This window comes from Klebsiella sp. GN_Kp190, from assembly GCF_040061795.1.
In the GTDB taxonomy this organism is placed as follows: domain Bacteria; phylum Pseudomonadota; class Gammaproteobacteria; order Enterobacterales; family Enterobacteriaceae; genus Klebsiella; species Klebsiella michiganensis.
Genome location: NZ_JBEAFN010000046.1, coordinates 1 through 18915, shown reverse-complemented (window position 1 = coordinate 18915; position 18915 = coordinate 1). Strand labels below are relative to the sequence as shown.

The 18915-nt window shown below is 58.4% G+C and carries 11 protein-coding genes and 1 pseudogene; all 12 read right to left on the bottom strand.

From position 1 onward, the window contains the following. Positions 1–278: 278 nt before the first annotated feature. The 12 genes and pseudogenes from ABLU67_RS23480 to dppA all read right to left on the bottom strand — a co-directional run bounded on the left by ABLU67_RS23480 (position 279) and on the right by dppA (position 18087). Entirely contained in the window at positions 279–1277 is a 999-nt protein-coding gene (locus ABLU67_RS23480) for a glycosyl hydrolase family 8 (RefSeq protein ID WP_025106802.1), read from the bottom strand. An 11-nt stretch (positions 1278–1288) separates the two neighbouring features. Continuing rightward, positions 1289–1765: a cellulose biosynthesis protein BcsD gene (bcsD, locus tag ABLU67_RS23475; protein WP_032751640.1), complete on the bottom strand. Its 477-nt coding sequence runs from the start codon at positions 1763–1765 to the stop codon at positions 1289–1291. Beyond that, positions 1765–5817 (bottom strand): cellulose biosynthesis protein BcsC, encoded by a 4053-nt coding sequence (locus tag ABLU67_RS23470; RefSeq protein ID WP_106510577.1) that lies wholly within the window; start codon positions 5815–5817, stop codon positions 1765–1767. The genes bcsD and ABLU67_RS23470 overlap by 1 nt, the downstream gene beginning before the upstream one ends. Then, positions 5814–8222, bottom strand: a complete 2409-nt coding sequence (gene bcsB, locus ABLU67_RS23465) for a cellulose biosynthesis cyclic di-GMP-binding regulatory protein BcsB (protein WP_057173464.1) — start codon at positions 8220–8222, stop codon at positions 5814–5816. Before bcsB ends, ABLU67_RS23470 begins: the two co-directional genes overlap by 4 nt. Further along, positions 8219–10330 (bottom strand): UDP-forming cellulose synthase catalytic subunit, encoded by a 2112-nt coding sequence (gene bcsA / locus ABLU67_RS23460; RefSeq protein ID WP_052958990.1) that lies wholly within the window; start codon positions 10328–10330, stop codon positions 8219–8221. Before bcsA ends, bcsB begins: the two co-directional genes overlap by 4 nt. A gap of 20 nt (positions 10331–10350) precedes the next feature. Beyond that, a pseudogene (gene bcsQ / locus ABLU67_RS23455) lies at positions 10351–11143 on the bottom strand (cellulose biosynthesis protein BcsQ). A gap of 1 nt (position 11144) precedes the next feature. After that, positions 11145–11723, bottom strand: a complete 579-nt coding sequence (bcsO, locus tag ABLU67_RS23450) for a cellulose biosynthesis protein BcsO (protein ID WP_025106798.1) — start codon at positions 11721–11723, stop codon at positions 11145–11147. A gap of 713 nt (positions 11724–12436) precedes the next feature. Further along, complete coding sequence (gene dppF, locus ABLU67_RS23445; RefSeq protein ID WP_014227185.1) at positions 12437–13450, bottom strand: dipeptide ABC transporter ATP-binding subunit DppF; 1014 nt, start codon at positions 13448–13450, stop codon at positions 12437–12439. Next, a complete protein-coding gene (gene dppD / locus ABLU67_RS23440) occupies positions 13447–14430 on the bottom strand; it encodes a dipeptide ABC transporter ATP-binding protein (protein WP_004855320.1) in 984 nt (327 codons plus the stop codon). The genes dppF and dppD overlap by 4 nt, the downstream gene beginning before the upstream one ends. 10 nt (positions 14431–14440) lie before the next feature. Further along, positions 14441–15343: a dipeptide ABC transporter permease DppC gene (dppC, locus tag ABLU67_RS23435; protein WP_025106797.1), complete on the bottom strand. Its 903-nt coding sequence runs from the start codon at positions 15341–15343 to the stop codon at positions 14441–14443. 9 nt (positions 15344–15352) lie between these two features. After that, positions 15353–16372, bottom strand: coding sequence for a dipeptide ABC transporter permease DppB (dppB, locus tag ABLU67_RS23430; protein WP_014227188.1), 1020 nt, complete (start codon positions 16370–16372; stop codon positions 15353–15355). A 107-nt stretch (positions 16373–16479) separates the two neighbouring features. Next, positions 16480–18087 carry a dipeptide ABC transporter periplasmic-binding protein DppA gene (gene dppA, locus ABLU67_RS23425; RefSeq protein WP_004855324.1) on the bottom strand — a complete coding sequence of 536 codons (1608 nt, stop codon included), beginning with the start codon at positions 18085–18087 and terminating at the stop codon, positions 16480–16482. Positions 18088–18915: the final 828 nt, after the last annotated feature.

The following is an 18915-nucleotide window of genomic DNA, read 5'->3' as shown; positions in this document are numbered from 1 at the left end:
GAGCGAGCGTCATACAGCCGCCTTGTTGCAATGGCAACCGTTCGCGGCTATCCTCAAATTGTTCAGGTTTGAGAGTAGCCCCCGATACGTTGCCAGGTTGATACCAAACAACGTGCGGGGGTTTTCTCTTTCCAGCAACCAATTCATCTCTGCCGCCGGGGTTCAAGCCCCCGCAACATTGCGCCTCACCGGGCAAGCCCGGCTTGCCGACGATTCTACGGCGCCCTTCAGATTTCAGCACCCGGCTCGACTGCGTTATTCGAGGCGCATTCCATAGTTTACGCCTGGTCTTTATTTGCCAGCCATACCAGCAGCTTCAGGCTGGCGGAGTAATAGTCGTCCTGGGGCGTAATCTGCGGATCGGCCTGCGCTTCGCCAAGGGTTAAATCGCGTACCGCCAGCAGCCCGCCGGTCATAAACCACGGCGCCACTTCATCGGTATTCACGTTTATCCACGCCGGCGTCTGCGGACGCGGATAGCGCTGGAACCAGTTTTTCCACGGCGTCAGCAGGCTGCTTTTCGAGTCACTCCAGTAGACATACAGCGGAATACGGATCGCATCGAAGCTCATTCGCGTCGGCCACTCTTTTGCCGGCTCCATCTTACCGTCCGCTCTTAAGGCCACCCAGTCGCTGGGAAGCTGCGATTTCCCCCACGCCATGTTTCCCAGCAGCGCCTGGCCATCGCTCTGCAGCTTTCTCCAGGCGGTTAGATGCGTACGCGCGGCGAAGGCCTGCCACGCCGGAAAGATAAAGTAGGAGGGGTTAAGATTCAGGTGGTCGTTGAGATAGAATCCCTTTGCGCCCGGAAGCATCACCTGACGACCGGCAAACGTGACCACCGTAGACTTCAGGAGCGAAGCGGTTATCGCATCCGACGCGCTGCCGTAGGATTTTTCATGCCACTGCTGCTGCGCGCGCAGCAGCGCCCAGGCAATCAGGGTATCACCATCGGTGGCATCGTTTTTGTCCGCCACCGGATTGGGCGCCACCGGGTTATAGCGCCAGTAAAACAACCCGTTATCTTTGTTACGTAGGGTTTTATCGGTCCACTGCCATAGCTTGTCAAAGGCGGGGCGATCGTTATTAGCCACCGCTAACAGCATGGCAAAACCTTGCCCTTCGGTATGGGAGACGTTGCCGTTGCCGGTATCAATAATGCGTCCGTCCGGCATCATAAAACGCGATTTATAGCTTTCCCACGCCGTATCGGCCCACGCGTGGGGAAGCATCATCACCGTCGTCACCACGACTGTCGCTAAAGCACGCAAGGACATAAATTCACCCTTCAGGGATGGAAGTAAAGAAACTGAACGTCAGAGACCGAAAACAGCCGCTCGCGCTGTAACACCACGTGCGCCGCGCCGCCCTGTCCCTGTAGCCAGCGGGAATAAAGCCCCTCGAGTATGGCACAAAACGCATTACACCAGCGGACGCGGCGCGCTTCATCGCGGCTCATCGGCAGCGCCTGATGGCGTAACCGCAGGCCGTCATCGCTAACCTCAACGCTCACTACGCCCCACTGAAACCGGCTTAGCTGCGCATTCATATTGGCTTCCAGCTCACCGAGCGTTTCCGACTCCGGTAGCGGATGCTCATCGGCCAGCGCCTCGCCCATTTGCCGCAGAAAGGGCTGGCTCTCCAGCTCGCCCGCGTTATTGACCATGCCATCAACCATAATCAGCAGCAGATCGAACCACCCGGCAGGGGTTTGCTGCTGCTGAAACCAGGCCATTACCAGCGCATTATTATTGTCCGTCACGATCAGCGATCTCCCAGCATGTAGCGGATATAGAGGCCGGCGGTGCTCTCGTTGTAATCGCCGAAGGTGTCATAACCCACCTGGCCGCCGAGCGTCATCTGTTTATTGACTTTGTAATCCGCGCCGGCGCGCAGGGTATAGCCGATGCCGCTCTTCGAGGTGGCTGAATAGTAGGCCTCTTTGGCAAAACCGTTGCTCACAGCGGTCTCGAGCGTTTGCTGCCACTCGGCGTTGGTCGGGAAATAGGCGCTCTTATCCTGGCTGTAAGATTGATACCCCACCGAACCGCCAAGCTTCATCGTCCAGTTATCATATTTCTCCGTCAGGCTTACCGGCAGCGACACGCTGACGTAGTTCTGCGGGCTGAAGTAGCCCCCTTGTCCGTAGGTGAAGTAGCTCAGGTTTTTCGAGTAATCCATGTAGCTCATACTCAGCCCGGTCTGCAGCTGACGATACTCATCGTGGTAAGGCCGCAGATAAACCCCGGCGTTGGCGTTGATGCTGGTATTGCTGGCGACGTTTTGTCCCAGGTAGCTATAGCCCCCGCCGCCGACGTAGAAACCGGCATCGCCGTCGTCATAGCTGAGCTGCAGGGTACCGCCGTTTTTGGTCACCTGACCCCAGGTTTTGCCGGAGTAGGAATCCTTCAGCCCCACCCAGGAGAGCAGGCTGTCGGTCAGCGAACGACGCTCGCCGGTAAAAATCAGCGACAGATAGTTAGTCAGCTTCGGCGACCACTTCACGCCGCCCACAACGGTATTCAGATCCTGACCCAGCGGCGTGCTGCCGATATCGACGCGATATTCGTCGCCGCTCAGCGCCAGCGCCAGCGCCACGCCGTTGGCTTTTTGCGAATCGGTTGAGCCGCTGGCCCGATCAACGTTAGGTTTCAGATTTGAAGAAGCCAGATAGCTGGCGACCTGCCCGGAATCGTAAGCGCCCAGCTTCGCCAGATTCTCCATGCCGCTGCTGGTGGTGGCGTTAAAGTCTGAAGCATTCAGCGTGCCGAGACCGCTCAAGGTCTCCGCCCCCGGATTGTTGGCAAAGTACGTCGTGCGCTCGGTATCGGTCATCGCCGCAATCGCCGCCTGCTCGCTGGTGGCGGTGGAGATCATATTGGAGACCGCGTTTGATAGCGGATTCGCGCCATAGCGCCGCCAGGCGTCACCGGTTGCCGTCCCTGCGTTCAACGTAATCGGCGTCACGGTAAAGTCGAAACGCGAATCACCGAACGGCGAAGAGGACCAGGTCAGCGGGGTTTTGATTTCGGTCAGCTTACTGGTGCCGGATTCGCCATCGCGGCCGCGAACCTCCATGCCCCCCTGCAGCCAGGTCCCGGTTTTTTCCTGCAACGTCTCCATCATGGTATCCACCTGGCGCAGCATCCGGGTCTGCGCGGTTTCGACCGGCAGATCGGTGCGCTGGATCCCCGGCAGCGTGCTGCCATCGCCCGTCGATACCTGAGAAACCTGCCACGGCATATATTGCCCGTAGGTGGAAGCGGTACGCGTCGCCGCCGGCGTGCGCGAGACGCCGACGAACGGATTATCCGCCGCCAGCACGCCGCCCACGGTCGGCGTTTGCGTACCGTTGCTGCTCTGTAACCCCAGCAGCCTGCCGCGAGCGCTGCGCAGATAGGTCATCGCCTGCTGATGATGGCCCTGCGATTCGGCCACGCGCGCCAGCAGCAGCAAACGGTCCGGCGAATTATCCGGGCGCAGCCCGCCTGCCAGCTGCGCCGCCCGGTCGTTATCGCCCGCCGACAGCGCGACATCAATAGCCCCGCTGCGCGCGTCCTGGGTCGGCGTATCGCGGGTCATCAGGTAGTCATAGACGACCCCGGCCTCTTTATTCATTTTGCCGCTCTGATAGAGACGCGCCATGGCGAACATCAGGTCGGTATTTTGCGGGTCGCTCTGCATGGCGCCCATCAGCTTGTCATACGCCGCCGCGTAGTTACCCTGCTCACGCAGGCGATCCGCGTCGTTAATCACATAGCCGTTGCGAATGCTGGCCAGCTGCGTCGGCGTACTGCTTGCCTGCAGCTGCGGGTTGGTGAGCAGCCTCTGCGCTTCGTTGGTCAGGCCAGCCTGGTTAAGCACCGTCACCTGATCGGCGTAATCCCCGGCGTTGCCGGAGATGCCGCCGTTAATATTGTTACGCACCAGCGATACCGCGGTAGTGACATCGCCGCTCTGGGCCAGCAGGCGCGCCAGTTTACCGACATCCGCCGGGGCTTTTGGCGGCGTCGCGGCCATCGCCCTCAGCGTATTGGACGCCGCGACGGAATTACCCTGCGCCAGATACCCCTCGGCCGTCGCCAGCTGCAGGTTGTAGTTCACCCGCTGGTGCAAATCGCGCATCTGGCTGGTCTGGCTGGCGGGGGGAATTCTTGCCAGCAGCGTTTGCGCCTGCTGCCAGCCGCCGTTCTCGCTGGCGAAAAGGGCGGCGGCGTACAGCGAGCTGCTGCTGGCGCCGGGACGATACGCGGCGCCCATAATCGCATTCGCCTCGCCGTCGTTGCCGGATTTTTGCAGCAGTCGGGCCAGATCGAGGCGCATCCACGCATCGTCCGGATAGCGAGAAACGCCCTGGCGCAGCGTGGCGATCGCCCCGGACACGTTACCGCCGCTGGCCTGCTCCTGGGCCTGTCGACGCAGGGAGTCTCCCGGCGTCCCGGTGACCACGCGCGGCTGCAGCTTTTGCTGCAGGCTTTCCGGCAGCGTTCGCAGCAACGACTGGGCTTCTGCGGTTTTATTCTGTTCACGCAGAACGTAATAGAGATTCTCCCGGGCGGGGCCATTTTGCGGCTGCTCGTTGAGCAGCGCCCGCAGCGTTTGTTCGGCCTGGGGCAGGTCTTTGTTGTGGCGCAGAACGTCGGCGCGGAACAGCTTCGCCGCCGAGCCCTGCGTCCCGCTCTGCTGCGCCAGCGGCGCGGAGAGCGCCAGCGCCTGGCTAATGTTGCCTTGCTTATAGGCCTGCTGCGCCTGAGCAAGCTGGCCGTAAAACAGCGCATCCCCTGCCTGCTGACGCCGGGTTTCAGAGCCCTCGCCGCCGAGATCCGCCGCCCGGCCCAAATACTGAGAGGCCGCCTGAAAATCGCCGCTGCGCTGGGCGATATAGCCCATCCCGGCAAGCGCGTCAGCATCCTGCGGATTGGTTTGCAGGACCTGTTCAAACTGCTGCTTCGCCGCGGCGGTATTGCCGCTGTTCAGGTCAGCGTAACCCTGACCGCGCGCCTGGCCGCTGCGCCGTTCGCGGAAGTAGTTCTGCACTTCGCTATCCTGCGGGTGGCGCTGCATCCAGGTATCGTAAAACGGCTCATCTCCCGGCTGCGGCCCCATCCACAGCAGCGCCTGACGCAGTCCCGCATCGGCTTCTTTGCTGCCGCTGGCCATCGGCTCCAGCATGGCGATCCCTTCCCGGCGGGTCTCTTCGCGCCAGGTCAGCGCCTTGCCCAGGGCCACGCGCGGCCCGTTTTCCTGCGGATGCTGAGCGACGTACTGACGCAGTTCGCTCAACGCCTGCGGATAGAGCGATTTGTCGCTGGCCATCGTCATGTAGTATTCCGCCGCCAGTCCGGAAGGCGGAACGCTGCCGTTGAACATACTCCGCCAGGTCGCCAGCGCGGCAGGCACGTTGCCGCTGCGCGCCTGCTGTCTGGCCAGATTGAGCTGCCCCTGCGGGACCTGCGCCATTTTTTTGGCGCTATCCAGATCCTGCAAGCCGGGACTGTTGGGCGCCGCTTTCTCCAGTCGCGCCCGCCACTGGGCCGCGGCCTGCAGGTTGCCCCCCTGCTGCGCCCACAGCGCCATCAGGTACAGCGCCTGAGCGTTGTTGGCATCCACCGATAACACTTTTTGCAGCGATTCCATCGCCAGCTCGTCGTGCGATTTTTCGTGCCAGTAGTTGGCCTGCGCAAACAGCGCCTGCAGCGCCGCATCGTTACCCGCCGCCTGCGCCTCGCCGAAGGCGCCAAGCGTCAGCGCGCCGGACAGGCACAGCGTGGAAAATTGACGGGCCGCCTTCGTATTCATTTTACCGACTCTTTTCATTGGCTATCTCCCGACTCCAGGCGCTTGCGGGCATGACGTTTGAACATGGCGGTCAGCGCCAGACCCAGAATGGACGTGGCGATTAACCCCAGCACCGCCAGCAGGCCGGAGTGCTGGTTGGCATACCACACCGCCATCATGTACCACGGCATCTGGCCGCTGGGGAACGGCGTACTGACCTGGAAGCTACGCACGCCGTTGTCGCTGGTAATCACCGCCGTATCGCCGCGAATACCGGCATTGATGCGCGGTGAATTAAGATCGTCTTCCAGTTTCGCCAGCTGATCGTCGCTGCTGGCCATCGCCACCACGACCACCCGCTGCGGGTTCCACGGCGAGCGATAGCTAATAAACCCGCGCCAGGCGCTGCTGGAAGAGAAATAGCGATCGGCATCCACGCCGTCGGAGGCCCAGTCGCCGCTCAGCCTGCGCTGAATTTTTGTCCATAGCGCCGGTTCACGTACGCTCAGCAGGTTATCGACCGGTTGATAGGGAGAATCGGCCAGCAGGCGCTGATTAAACGCTTTCTGATCGAGGGCGCTCACCGCCAGGACATCGCGATCGCGCAGGAACAGCGCATTCGCGCCGTCGTCAGGAACGCCCAGCATCACGCGGTTATTGGCCAGCGCTTTACCGGTCGAATTACCCGAACGGGCGGCCAGATTCAGCATCGTCGCGACCTGCGTTTCCGAAGGCTGTTCCGGCAGCAGCAGCGTGGTTTGCGAATAATCCGCCAACCGGGAGAACGGGAACGACGCGCCGACAAAATAGGAAAGATTCGGCAACAACGAGAAGTGCCGCGTACCGCTCAAATCGATCCACGAGTCGTCGGTGATGCGGCTCTTAATCGTGCTGTTCAGCAGAACCGAACAGGGCGCGCTGTCCTTCGGCACCAGATTGAAATAGAGCGAGAGCTGGTTATCGCCGTAAATCAGATACGGCGCCAGCGGGATAGTGAACCGCTCCTGACGCGCGTCGCCGCCCAGGTGACGCCAGAGCTTCTCCAGCGGACCCTGTTTATTCATCGGCAGGTTGTTGAGGAAAGTGTTGTTGAGCGTCACGCTCAGCAGCGACCTATCCTCGTTAATCCAGCTCTCCGACGGGAAACGGTAGCCGATCTGCAGGGGAATGGTTTCGCCATCCCACAGGTAGAGGTCCGGCGCGGCGCGGAAGGCCACGCGTAGCGGTTCATGCCATACGCCGCTGACGGTCATACTTTGATCCTGGCGGATCAGCTCGCTGATTTTTACCGGCCGATCGGTGGCGATCCAGCGCGGGGCATCGTACGGCTTGCTGACGGCTATCGTCTGCGGATCAACATCCATGCTAGCCGTCTGCGGGGCGAAATCGCCGCGGGTCAGTCGCCAGGCGGCCATCCGCAGCGCCGCGTCGTTCTGGCCGACGATGAGCAGCAGCTTATAGGCCGGATTGCCGGGGTTCTCAACGATCCGCAGCAGCGGCTTGTCGGTTTGCGGTAGCGTCAGACCGCCCACCCGATCGCCAGGGTGGCCGATGATAATACCGTGCTTCTCGGGCAGGCGATCGCGCAGCGCGTCAAAAGCGATACCGCGATAATCGGCCTGAATACCCAGCCATGACGACACCAGCGCCGCAGCGCTGAAAATATCCGCCGTTGGTTTCTCCGGATACGCGATAGCGATATCCGCCGGCGTCATCTGCATGCTGTCGAAAAACGGGCGCGGGAAATGGCCTAAATCGTTGCTGATATTAAGCTGCTGGCTCTCCCAGCTAAAGTGGGAGGCGGGCAAAATGGTCACCCGCGAGGTGTCGTGAATATCGAGCCGGCACTGCATTGCATCGCCGTCGTTAATCTTAAAGCTCAGGTTGTTGCTGGAGACCATCAGCGCCGCCGGGATATCCAGCTGATAGTGCGAGATCTCCTCGCCGTCCGCGCCCAGCGGTAGCGTGCCGAGCGGCTGGCCGTTGAGCATTAACTGCAGCGTGGCGTTGCGGGACGCCATCTCCGGCGAGACCTTAACATCCAGCATCAGTTGGGCGTGGGTGACCACCTGATCGGAGGGCAGCGTAAAGCTGGCTCCGCCCTGGTTTTGTCCACCGCTAAGGATGATGCCGTCCGGCATGCCCATCTGCATGAGGTTCAGGTCTCCGCCGACAATCGGCGTTAGCGGCACCGTATCAGCGACCCCAGAGGCAACCGGCGACGGCATCGCGGGTAGCGAAGCCGGCTGAGGGACGTTTGCCGGCGCGGGCTCCGTCGTGGCGGGCGAATTCGACTCGCTGGCAGGCGCCGACGCGCCGCTGGCTTGCGCATCAGGTAGCGGAAAATTAAGCGGCGGCAATGCGTCCGGGGGCGTTTCCTCGCTATGCAGCGCTGGCGCAGAGAGCATACCGGCCAGCAGCGCAAGCGTCGTTAAACGTTTCATAGGCTGCCATCCTCCTGCGCGGGATTCACCGCAGGCGGCTGACGACGCTGGCTACGGCGCGTCTTCCACGTCAGCCAGAACAGTTCGAATACGCAGCGCAAAATGGTGGCAAAAGAGCGGAACGGGTTGTCCTGCGGGCGCGGCGGGTTAATCCACGCATCGGCGCGGGCCAGCACCACGCGCACCAGCTCGCGGCGGCGGGAGAGCTGAATATTTTCATCAAATTGCAGACGAATAAACTGGTCGTCAGCGGTGACCTGGCGCACCGGGATCGAAATCGCGCCGGACTGGAGAATCAGCTCAATCTCTTCGATTTCATCCTGCAGGTGACGCTTATCCGGCGCGCTTACGCGGCAGCCGCCCATGGACAGGTCCGCGGTGTGGCTGCGGGAGACAATGCCGCTGGTGTAGTGGATCAGCACCGGAATATCGACATCAATACGAATCGTTTTTCGCACCTGACGGGTTTCGCGCGCCACGGCAATGGCGGCCAGCAGGAAGATCAGGCTGTAAATCCCCCAGCCGACGTTCAGCGCGATAACGTTCGGGTCTGAGCCAAAGTAGTCGTGACCGATGGCGCGGACGATACCGACCACCACCCCCAGGCCCAGCAGACAGGCGACGACCAGGTGCGGTCTGACGACGGTAAAGTCGAAGTAGCCCACGTCCAGCAGGCCGCCTTTATCGGTCACGTTGAATTTCCCGCGTTTGGGGAAAATCATGGTCACCAGCGTCGGCAGCACCAGGTGGAACGCCAGCACGATATCGTAAATTTCGCCCCAGAAGCTGTAACGATAGCGGCCGTTCATGCGCGAGCCGACATAGATCGCGAGGAACAGATGCGGCAGCGCGTAGGAGACAATCAGGCTGGCCGAGGAGTAGATGATATTCAGGTTGAACAGCAGGTAGGCCAGCGGTGCGGTGACAAAGACCACCCGCGGCAGGGCGAACTGATAATAGAGCATGGCGCTGAGATAGCACAGGCGCTGCTGGAACGTCAGCCCACGGCCCAGTAGCGGGTTATCCAGACGGAATATTTGCGTCATCCCGCGCGCCCAGCGGGTACGCTGAATCACGTGCACCACCAGACGTTCGGTGGCTAAGCCGGCCGCCAGAGGAATATCAAGGAACGCCGACTTCCAGCCCAGGCGCTGGAACTTCAGCGCGGTATGGGCATCTTCGGTCACGGTCTCTACCGCAAAGCCGCCGATCTGCTCCAGCGCGGCGCGGCGAATGACGGCGCAGGAGCCGCAGAAAAAGGTCGCGTTCCAGTTGTCGTTCCCCTGCTGAATCGGGCCATAAAACAGCATCCCTTCGTTAGGAATATTGCGGCCCACGGAGAGGTTGCGCTCAAAGGGGTCCGGAGAATAGAAGTAGTGCGGCGTCTGCACCAGCGCCAGCATCGGATCGTTGAGGAATCCGCCCACCGTCGCCTGCAAAAAGACGCGGGTTGCCACGTGATCGCAATCAAAAACGCAGATAAGCTCGCCGTGGGTCAACGTCATCGCGTGGTTGAGGTTGCCCGCCTTGGCGTGTTTGTTATCGTTACGGGTGATATACCCAACCCCAACGTCGGCGGCGAATACCGCGAATTCATTGCGCTTACCGTCATCCAGCAAATAGATTTTTAATTTATCTTTTGGATAATCAATACACTGCGCAGCCAGCACCGTATCACGCACCACCTCAAGCGGTTCGTTATAGCTGGGAATATAGATATCCACCGTCGGCCATTTGCTCATATCATCCGGCAGCGGGACAATTTCACGCTTTAGCGGCCAGACCGTTTGCAGGTAGTTAAGCAGCAGCATCACCCAGATATAGACTTCCGCCAGAAACAGCCCCATCCCCAGAATCGCTTCGATGGTGGAGTTAAAATGCAGGGTCTGCGTTAAACGGAAATACATATAACGGGTCGACATCAGCAGCGATGTCACCACCATGATGACGGAAACGCTGCGGTTTTTACTGAACCCCATCACAAAGAGAATACCGATGCTCAGCAGACCAAAAATATACTGCTTTTGGCTGTCCATCGGCGTGATCACCACCAGCACGGCAATGGGCGAAAGTACCAGTACCAGCAACCAGAAAAGCGTCTTTTTCATTCAGCAGCCCTGCAATTAAATTAAAGCCCTGACCTGCGAGGCTGGCTATGCACCTTGCCGTCACCAATATTGATACCCAACTGCGCAGAGATTTTTTTGGCAATAATTTCAATATCAAAGGCGGCTGCGGAGGAGGAGTTAAAGTCCAGGATCGACTTCTGGGAAGCATTCGCTTCCACCACGCTTTCATCACGATGGATGATGCCCAGCAGACGATCGCCCAGCTTTTCTTCCATTAACGCCGTAACATCGCGACTGACCTGGCGACGGTTATCGCTCTGGTTGATCACAAAATAGTGTCCGAGTTTATGGTTGAGTTCGCCCCCGGTCAGACGCTGCTTTTCGACGTGCGCCAGCGCGGACGTCGAGGCGGTATCCGCCAGCAGCGGTACCAGATGCATATCGGCAAGCGAAGTGAGCGCCTTTAGCGCGGGCGAAGGGCCCGGCGGCAAGTCGGCAATCGTAATCAGCCCCGGATAATTGAGTAATGCCGCCAGGCCACGGGTCAGGAAATGCTCGTCATGGCTCAGGCGTTCATCGAAGGCCTGCCGCTGCGCGTCGCTCACGTCGCCGTAGGGCAAGACGAAGATATTGCTGCCGGCGCTTAATACGCACTGGCTCCAGTCATGGAGCTCCAGCGCTTTCGCGACATAGCCGCGCTCGTCGCTGAGGGGGACGCCAAAATGCAGGCGCAGGGCGTTCTGCACATCAAAATCGAGGGCCAGAACTTTACTGCCTGCGCGGGCCAGCGCCCAGGCCAGATTTGCCGCCAGGGTCGTTTTTCCTACGCCGCCTTTCGGTGAACACACGCAGATCAACGGCATGTCGCAATCCTCTCCAGGAGTGATTTCAGTGACTGATCTTTATCTTTTGCTACCGGCTCCGCGGTTTTGGCCGCAAAAAGATGGGCAAAACCCTCCGTCGTCGGCGCGGCCGCCGGACGAGGCCTGACTGCCGGAGCAGGGACGCTGACCGGTACCGGCTGCGCAGCAGCCTGAGAAACTGCCGGCTGGGGGGCGGGCGCAGCCGCTGCCAGGCTTTGCGGCAGCGCAGGCTCTACGGCCGCCGCAGCAGCAATGTCCGTCAGGGGGGCGGGCTGCGGCGCGGAGGGCGGGATAATCAGGGACGGTGCAGCCAAAGAGGGCCCCGGGGGAGCCTGAACGGCCGCAGGCTCCACCTTGTGAAACATATCGGCAGGAACCCGCTGCGGCAGAGGTAAGGAAACTGACCCACCCATGGCCAAAGAAGACGCTTCCTCCGCCGGAATAAGTTGATTGAGAATAACCCAATCCCCTTTTTCACCGGCGGCGGCTTCTGATGAGAGGTCCTTGAATTTTAGACTGTGTGTCCGCGTCTTTTCCTTGAAGCGCTGCAAATCATCATAATGGTTCATAGATAACCTCATGATTTAAATACGTCATATTTAATCTGTTTTAATTGTCATCCCACGCCACTAAAGCGTAGTTTAATTTGTTGTTTTTTGGGCATTTACCCGGCGTTACGGCCGTCACAATACGCTAACTTTAGTCGCGTTTTGATTATTTTGGATAGGTCAGGCTGGTGTAATTCCATAGTGGTAGTGAGGTTACACTAACAGTTCTTTTTCAAAATGATAGCCCCATTTTTTGGGCGGCTGCGCCGTCAATCCCCCCGCAGCCTGCCAGGCTATTAGCAGATCGTAGTTTTTTATACTGTCTGAATTTTAAAAAATGGCGTAATACACGCCAGGGGAAGGCTAAAGAGAATACATTTTAATATTTTTTAAGGCGTTTAGAAATCACTTACCGCGCTTAATTAAAATAATAAAATATTGTTCCCGTCCAAAATAAATAGCTCAGGATGTTAGCCAAAAACCAGGAATATAAAGCGTTGACCGAACAACAAGGAACAGTTTTATGCATCGCTTTTGCTGTTAATTTGCTCCGGCTAAAGAAACAATCAAGATAAAGTAAAATACATTCATGTAGTTATCCCGGACTCCCGAGATAGCAATGGTTGTGGCGTAAAATGCCAGTATTGTTCGTTGTCGGTTGTTCCAACAGTGCTGAGTTATGGTTAAAAAAAAGCCGAAGCACAGGCTTCGGCTTTGATTATCGATTGCCTGAATCAGCTCAGGGGCTTCTCGCCGTTCTGATCCTGGTCGACCGCAAAGCAGGCTACCAGCTGGCCACCGTAGTCCTTCAGCTGCGGCTGAAGCTGGGTGCACGGGCCGAAACGGCGACGGCAGCGGGCGTTAAACGCGCAGCCCGGCGGCGGATTCAGCGGGCTCGGCAGCTCGCCGGTGAGCTTGATGCGCTCGCGGCGGTCATCCGGATTCAGACGCGGCGTTGCCGACAGCAGCGCCTGCGTGTACGGATGCTGCGGGTTGTTGAAGATTTGATCTTTCGTCCCTTTCTCCACGCAGCGGCCTAAATACATCACCATCACTTCATCAGCGATATGCTCCACAACCGACAGATCGTGGGAGATAAAGACGTAAGAAAGCCCCAGATCCTGCTGTAAATCCATCATCAGGTTCAGCACCTGCGCGCGCACCGAAACGTCCAGCGCGGAAACCGGTTCGTCGGCGATCACCACGTCCGGGTCAAGCATCAGACCGCGGGCAATGGCGATACGCTGACGCTGGCCGCCGGAGAACATATGCGGATAGCGGTCATAGTGCTCGGTTTTCAGGCCCACTTTGGCCATCATCGCCAGCGCCTTCTCCCGGCGCTGCTCTTTGCTCAAGCTGGTGTTGATCTGCAGCGGCTCTTCCAGAATCTGCCCCACCTTTTTACGCGGGTTCAGCGAACCGTAGGGGTTCTGGAACACAATCTGGATTTTCTGCCGGCGCAGCTTCTGCGCCTGCGGATCGTGCTTAAGCAGGTCCTGTCCCTGGTAATAGAGCTCGCCGCCGGTGGGGATTTCAATCATCGTCAGCAAACGACCGAGCGTGGATTTACCGCAGCCGGACTCCCCCACTACCGCCAGCGTTTTACCGCGTTCAAGGGTAAACGAGACGCCGTCCAGCGCCTTGACCAGGCGTTCCGGCGTGAAGAGCCCCTTCTTCACCGGATAGTATTTTTTCAAATCGGTGGCCAGCAACAGAGGCTGTTGCGTGGTGGCCTCATGCGTACTCATAGCCCAGGCCTCCCGGCATCATCAAGTGGGTAATGACATTTCGACTGGCGACCGCCGTTAAGCAGGTTCAGCTCAGGTTCTTCGCTGCGGCATTTGTCGGTCGCATAGGGGCAGCGCGGGTTGAGCAGACAGCCGCTCGGACGGTCGTATTTGCCCGGCACCACGCCCGGCAGCGAGGCAAGACGCGCTTTATCCTGAGCGAACTCCGGCAGCGCGCGCAGCAGCGCCTGCGTATAGGGGTGGCGAGGCGCGCGGAAGATATCCTTCGCGTCGCCGGTTTCCACCACCTGCCCCGCGTACATGACGATGATTTTGTGCGCCGCTTCGGCCACCAGCGCCAGATCGTGGGTGATCAGGATCAGCGCCATATTCTCTTTCTGCTGCAGCTCCAGCAGCAGCTCGATGATCTGCGCCTGGATGGTCACATCCAGCGCCGTCGTGGGCTCATCGGCAATCAGCAGCTTTGGCCGACAGGCGATGGCCATCGCGATCATCACGCGCTGGCTCATACCGCCGGAAAGCTGGTGCGGATAGACGTCAAGACGCGAAGCCGGATCGGGGATCCCCACCAGCGTCAGCAGGTCAATCGCCCGCTGCACGCGGGTTTTCTTGTTGCCGCCCTGGTGCACCTTAATGGCTTCCATAATCTGGTAACCGACGGTATAGCACGGATTCAGGCTGGTCATCGGGTCCTGGAAGATCATCGCCACTTCCGCGCCCACCAGCTGGCGGCGCTCTTTTTCGGAAATGCGCTTCAGGTCGCGACCGTTAAACTCCAGCTTTTCAGCCATCACCCGGCCGGGATAGTCAATCAGCCCCATAATCGCCAGCGAGCTGACCGATTTACCCGAGCCGGACTCGCCGACGATACCGACCACTTCGCCCTGATTTACGCTGTAGCTTACGCGATCTACGGCGCGGAACGGCGTCCCTTCGTCGCCGAAGTGCACCGAGAGTTTATCTACATTTAATAACGCCATCTCGAACCTCTTACTGCTTCAGTTTGGGATCGAGCGCGTCACGCAGACCGTCACCCATCAGGTTAAATGCCAGCACCGTCAGCAGGATAGCGACACCCGGAAAGGTGACGACCCACCAGGCGCTCTGCGCGAACTGCAGCACGTCGGAGAGCATCGTGCCCCACTCCGGTGTCGGCGGCTGCGCACCCATGCCAAGGAAGCCAAGAGCGGCCATATCGAGAATGGCGTTAGAGAAGCCCAGCGACGCCTGAACAATCAGCGGCGCAAGACAGTTAGGAAGAATGTTGATGAACATCTGACGCATCGCGCCTGCCCCCGCCACGCGGGAAGCGGTTACGTAGTCGCGGTTTACCTCTACCAGCACCGCCGCTCGGGTCAGACGCACGTAGTGCGGCAGGGCGACAAAGGTCAGCGCTATCGAGGCATTGACGATCGACGGACCGAAGATGGCTACCAGCACCAGCGCCAGCAGCAGACTCGGCAGCGCCAGCATAATATCGACAACGCGCATAATGACCGAGTCAACCACGCCGCCAAAGTAGCCCGAGACAAGACCGAGCACCACGCCGAGGATCAGCGACAGTACCACCACCAGACAGCCGACCAGCAGCGACAGGCGCGCGCCGTACATCAGGCGCGACAGGATATCGCGGCCGACGTCATCGGTGCCGAGCAGGTGGCTCACGCTGCCACCCTCCTGCCAGAACGGCGGAGCCAGCAGCGCATCGCGGAACTGATCCGCCGGATTATAGGGCGCGAGGAAGTTGGCGAAGATGGCGATGATAATCATCACCACGACATAGGCCAGCCCCACGACGGCGCCTTTGTTGCGTTTAAAATAGTGCCAGAACTCCTGCAGAGGGGTCATTGGCACCGGCGCGGCGACAACTTTATTTTCAGTAATTTGTGACATGATGGCCCCTTACTTCTTATGCCGGATACGCGGGTTCACCACGCCGTACAACAGGTCGACCAGCAGGTTGACGAGAATAATCATCGTCGCCACCAGCAGCACCCCGCCCTGCACCACCGGATAGTCGCGGCGCTGCAGCGCGTCAATCAGCCAGCGGCCAAGGCCCGGCCAGGAGAAGATGGTTTCGGTCAGGATGGCCCCCGCCAGCAGCGTACCGACCTGCAGACCGATCACCGTGACCACCGGCAGCATCGCGTTACGCAACGCATGAACGATGATCACCCGCATCCGCGTCAGGCCTTTCGCGCGCGCGGTACGGATATAATCCTCGCCCAGCACTTCCAGCATCGACGAACGGGTCATACGCACAATCACCGCCAGGGGAATCGTCCCCAGCACCACGGCGGGCAGGATCATATGCATTACCGCATCAATAAAGTCGCCCGGCTCGCCCCAAATCGCGGTATCGATCAGCATAAATCCGGTCAGCGGCAGGGTATCGTCAAGGAAGACGGTATCGCTGATGCGCCCGGAAACCGGCGTCAGGTTAAGCTGTACCGACACCAGCATGATCAGCATCATGCCCCACCAGAAGATGGGCATAGAGTAGCCTGTCAGCGCGAGGCCCACGGAGGTGTGGTCGAAGATAGAGCCGCGTTTAACCGCCGCCAGCACGCCCACCGGGATCCCGACGATGACGGCAAAAATCATCGCGCAGACGCCCAGCTCCATCGTGGCCTTAAAGCGCGGTACAAACTCTTGCCAAACGGGAATACGGCTTTTCAGCGAGATGCCCAAATCGCCGTGCATCACGCCCCAAATATAGTTGACGTACTGCTGCCACATCGGTTTATCGAGGCCCATTTCGGCCAGCAGCTGCGCGTGACGTTCAGGGGAAATACCACGTTCGCCCGCCATAATCATCACCGGGTCGCCGGGGATCATATGAACGAAGGCAAAAGTGAGAAGGGTAATACCGATAAATGTTGGGATGACAAGTCCCAAACGTCGGAGAATGAACTGCAACATAACCCGGATTCTCTCTGGAGACGGCCCGCCTGGTGACAGGACGTCTGTATTGCTCACAAATGTCAATTCCCTCTCCCCAAGGCGGGGAGAGGGGAAACACGCTGTTATTATTCGATAGAGACGTTATCGAAGTGGTGTTTACCTAATGGATCGACCACGTAGCCTTTGACCTCTTTACGCACCGGCTCATAGACGGTGGAGTGGGCGACGATCAGCGCCGGAGCCTGATCGTGCATCACGACCTGAGCCTGCTTATACAGCTCAATGCGTTTGTTGTGGTCATCCGTGGCGCGAGCCGGCTGAATCAGGTCTTCAAACGGCTTGTAGCACCAGCGGGAGTAGTTAGAACCGTCTTTTGCCGCCGCGCAGCTGAACAGGGTGGCGAAGAAGTTATCCGGATCCCCGTTGTCGCCGGTCCAGCCCATCATGACGGTCTGATGCTCGCCCGCTTTCGCGCGCTTGAGGTATTCACCCCACTCGTAGGTCACGATCTTGGCCTGGACGCCGACTTTCGCCCAGTCGGCCTGAATCATCTCAGCCATACGGCGCGCGTTCGGGTTATACGGACGCTGTACCGGCATCGCCCACAGGTCGATGGTGAAGCCTTTTTCCAGGCCTGCTTCTTTCAGCAGCGCTTTCGCTTTCTCTGGATCGTAGGTGTAGTCTTTAACGTCGTCGTTATAGCCCCACATGGTCGGCGGGATCAGGTTCTTCGCGGCCTGGCCTGCGCCCTGGTAAACGGCTTTGATAATCGCTTCTTTGTTGACCGCGTAGGTCAGCGCCTGGCGAACTTTGACATCATCCAGCGGCTTCTTCTCGGTGTTGAAAGAGAGGTAGCCGACGTTCAGACCCGGCTGTTCCAGCAGCGTGATGTTTTTGTCTTCCTTCATGCGCGCGATATCTGCCGGGTTCGGGTACGGCATAATCTGGCATTCGTTTTTCTGCAGCTTAGCGTAGCGCACGGAAGCATCAGGGGTAATGGAGAAGACCAGGCGATCGATTTTCGGCTTGGTGCCCCAGTAGCCCGGGAAGGCTTTATAGAGAATACGGGAGTCTTTCTGGTACTGCAGCAGCTGGAACGGGCCGGTACCGATTGGGTTGAGGTCCACTTTCTCCGGCGTACCGGCTTTCAGCATGTTGTCGGCATACTCTTTTGACAGAATAGAGGCGAAGTCCATGGCGAGATCGGCAAGGAACGGCGATTCCGGACGGGTCAGCACGAACTGGACGGTGTTATCGTCCACTTTCTTCACTTCGCTAATCAGGTCAGGTAATCCCATCCCTTCAAAGTATTCATAGCTGCCGCCAGACACTTTATGGTACGGGTTATTGGTATTTTTTTGTCTGTCGAAGGAGAAGACAACGTCATCGGCGTTCAGCGTGCGGGTCGGTTTAAAATCTTTATTATCCTGCCACTTCACGTCTTTACGCAGATGGAAGGTATAGGTTTTCCCGTCTTCGCTAACTTCCCATTTTTCAGCCAGGCCCGGAATGACTTCCGTGGTGCCGGTTTTGAATTCCACCAGGCGGTTATAAATCGGCACTGAGCTGGCGTCATAGGTGGTACCAGAGGTGAAGAGCTGCGGGTTAAAGCCTTCCGGCGAACCTTCTGAACAATAAACCAGGGTCTTCGCTTGTACGCTTGCTGCGACGGTCATGGCAACCAGGCTCAGACCAAGCTTCAGCATCCCTGATTTCTTCAAGGAAATACTCATTATTCTGCTCCAAATGTGATGTTGTTTGCATATATCCGCCAGACCTTTATTTATTTTTATTCGTCATATTGCGAACTACGGATGCGTTGGCTGCGCTCGATAACCCCGGTCACATAGACATCTATGCTCCCGGAGATTCTCACGCTTGCCGCCTTCCCGCAGCTCGAACTATTTAGAATATACCCGGTCCGGTCGGTGGTGCCCGAAAGCGTTGAGAGAGATGGGGATTCCTTTCACAAAAACGACTGAGTTGCAGTACGGATTCTCCATGAAATGCCCCTCATGCCCTACAATCTGTCAACAGAATGGGGAAACGTCAATACAGCCAACCTGGTTTTACATCCGGTGTGAGAATTGGCGGGCAAAGATTAAAAAAAGTGCAAAGCGCTATTTCCAGCAGAGAAATTTATGCTAGCGGCCAATAGACAGAATAAACGCCTTAATATTTTCCAGCAGCCAGTGATAAGCAATTATGGTAAATGGTAAAAATTTCTTGCGATGTGACCAATATGTGAGCGATAAATAGCGTGAACGTTAAAACGCACAGCGGAAAATGCTGAAGTTATCCATAAGCTTCGCGAAAAAAGATCGGAGTATATATAAAAAAATACAATGGAAGATGTCACAAAATAGGGAATTGGCGCCAGGAAATGAGGGTGGAGGCGTTTTCTTACACTCTTAGCAAGCAGCGTATTTTCCCGGAGGCGATGCTGGCGCATCTGTCCGGGCTACACGGCCCGCAGACAACGCTGAACCCGTAGCCCGGGCAAGGTGCTTTGCGCCGCCCCCGGGAGCGGTGTGCGGTGCGGCTGGATTTCCCGGAGGCGA

Coding starts and splice junctions, on each gene's coding strand:
- ABLU67_RS23480 (WP_025106802.1), bottom strand. CDS start 1,277: ATGTCCTTGCGTGCTTTAGCGACAGTCGTGGTGACGACGGTGATGATG.
- ABLU67_RS23470 (WP_106510577.1), bottom strand. CDS start 5,817: ATGAAAAGAGTCGGTAAAATGAATACGAAGGCGGCCCGTCAATTTTCC.
- bcsB (WP_057173464.1), bottom strand. CDS start 8,222: ATGAAACGTTTAACGACGCTTGCGCTGCTGGCCGGTATGCTCTCTGCG.
- bcsA (WP_052958990.1), bottom strand. CDS start 10,330: ATGAAAAAGACGCTTTTCTGGTTGCTGGTACTGGTACTTTCGCCCATT.
- bcsO (WP_025106798.1), bottom strand. CDS start 11,723: ATGAACCATTATGATGATTTGCAGCGCTTCAAGGAAAAGACGCGGACA.
- dppF (WP_014227185.1), bottom strand. CDS start 13,450: ATGAGTACGCATGAGGCCACCACGCAACAGCCTCTGTTGCTGGCCACC.
- dppD (WP_004855320.1), bottom strand. CDS start 14,430: ATGGCGTTATTAAATGTAGATAAACTCTCGGTGCACTTCGGCGACGAA.
- dppC (WP_025106797.1), bottom strand. CDS start 15,343: ATGTCACAAATTACTGAAAATAAAGTTGTCGCCGCGCCGGTGCCAATG.
- dppB (WP_014227188.1), bottom strand. CDS start 16,372: ATGTTGCAGTTCATTCTCCGACGTTTGGGACTTGTCATCCCAACATTT.
- dppA (WP_004855324.1), bottom strand. CDS start 18,087: ATGAGTATTTCCTTGAAGAAATCAGGGATGCTGAAGCTTGGTCTGAGC.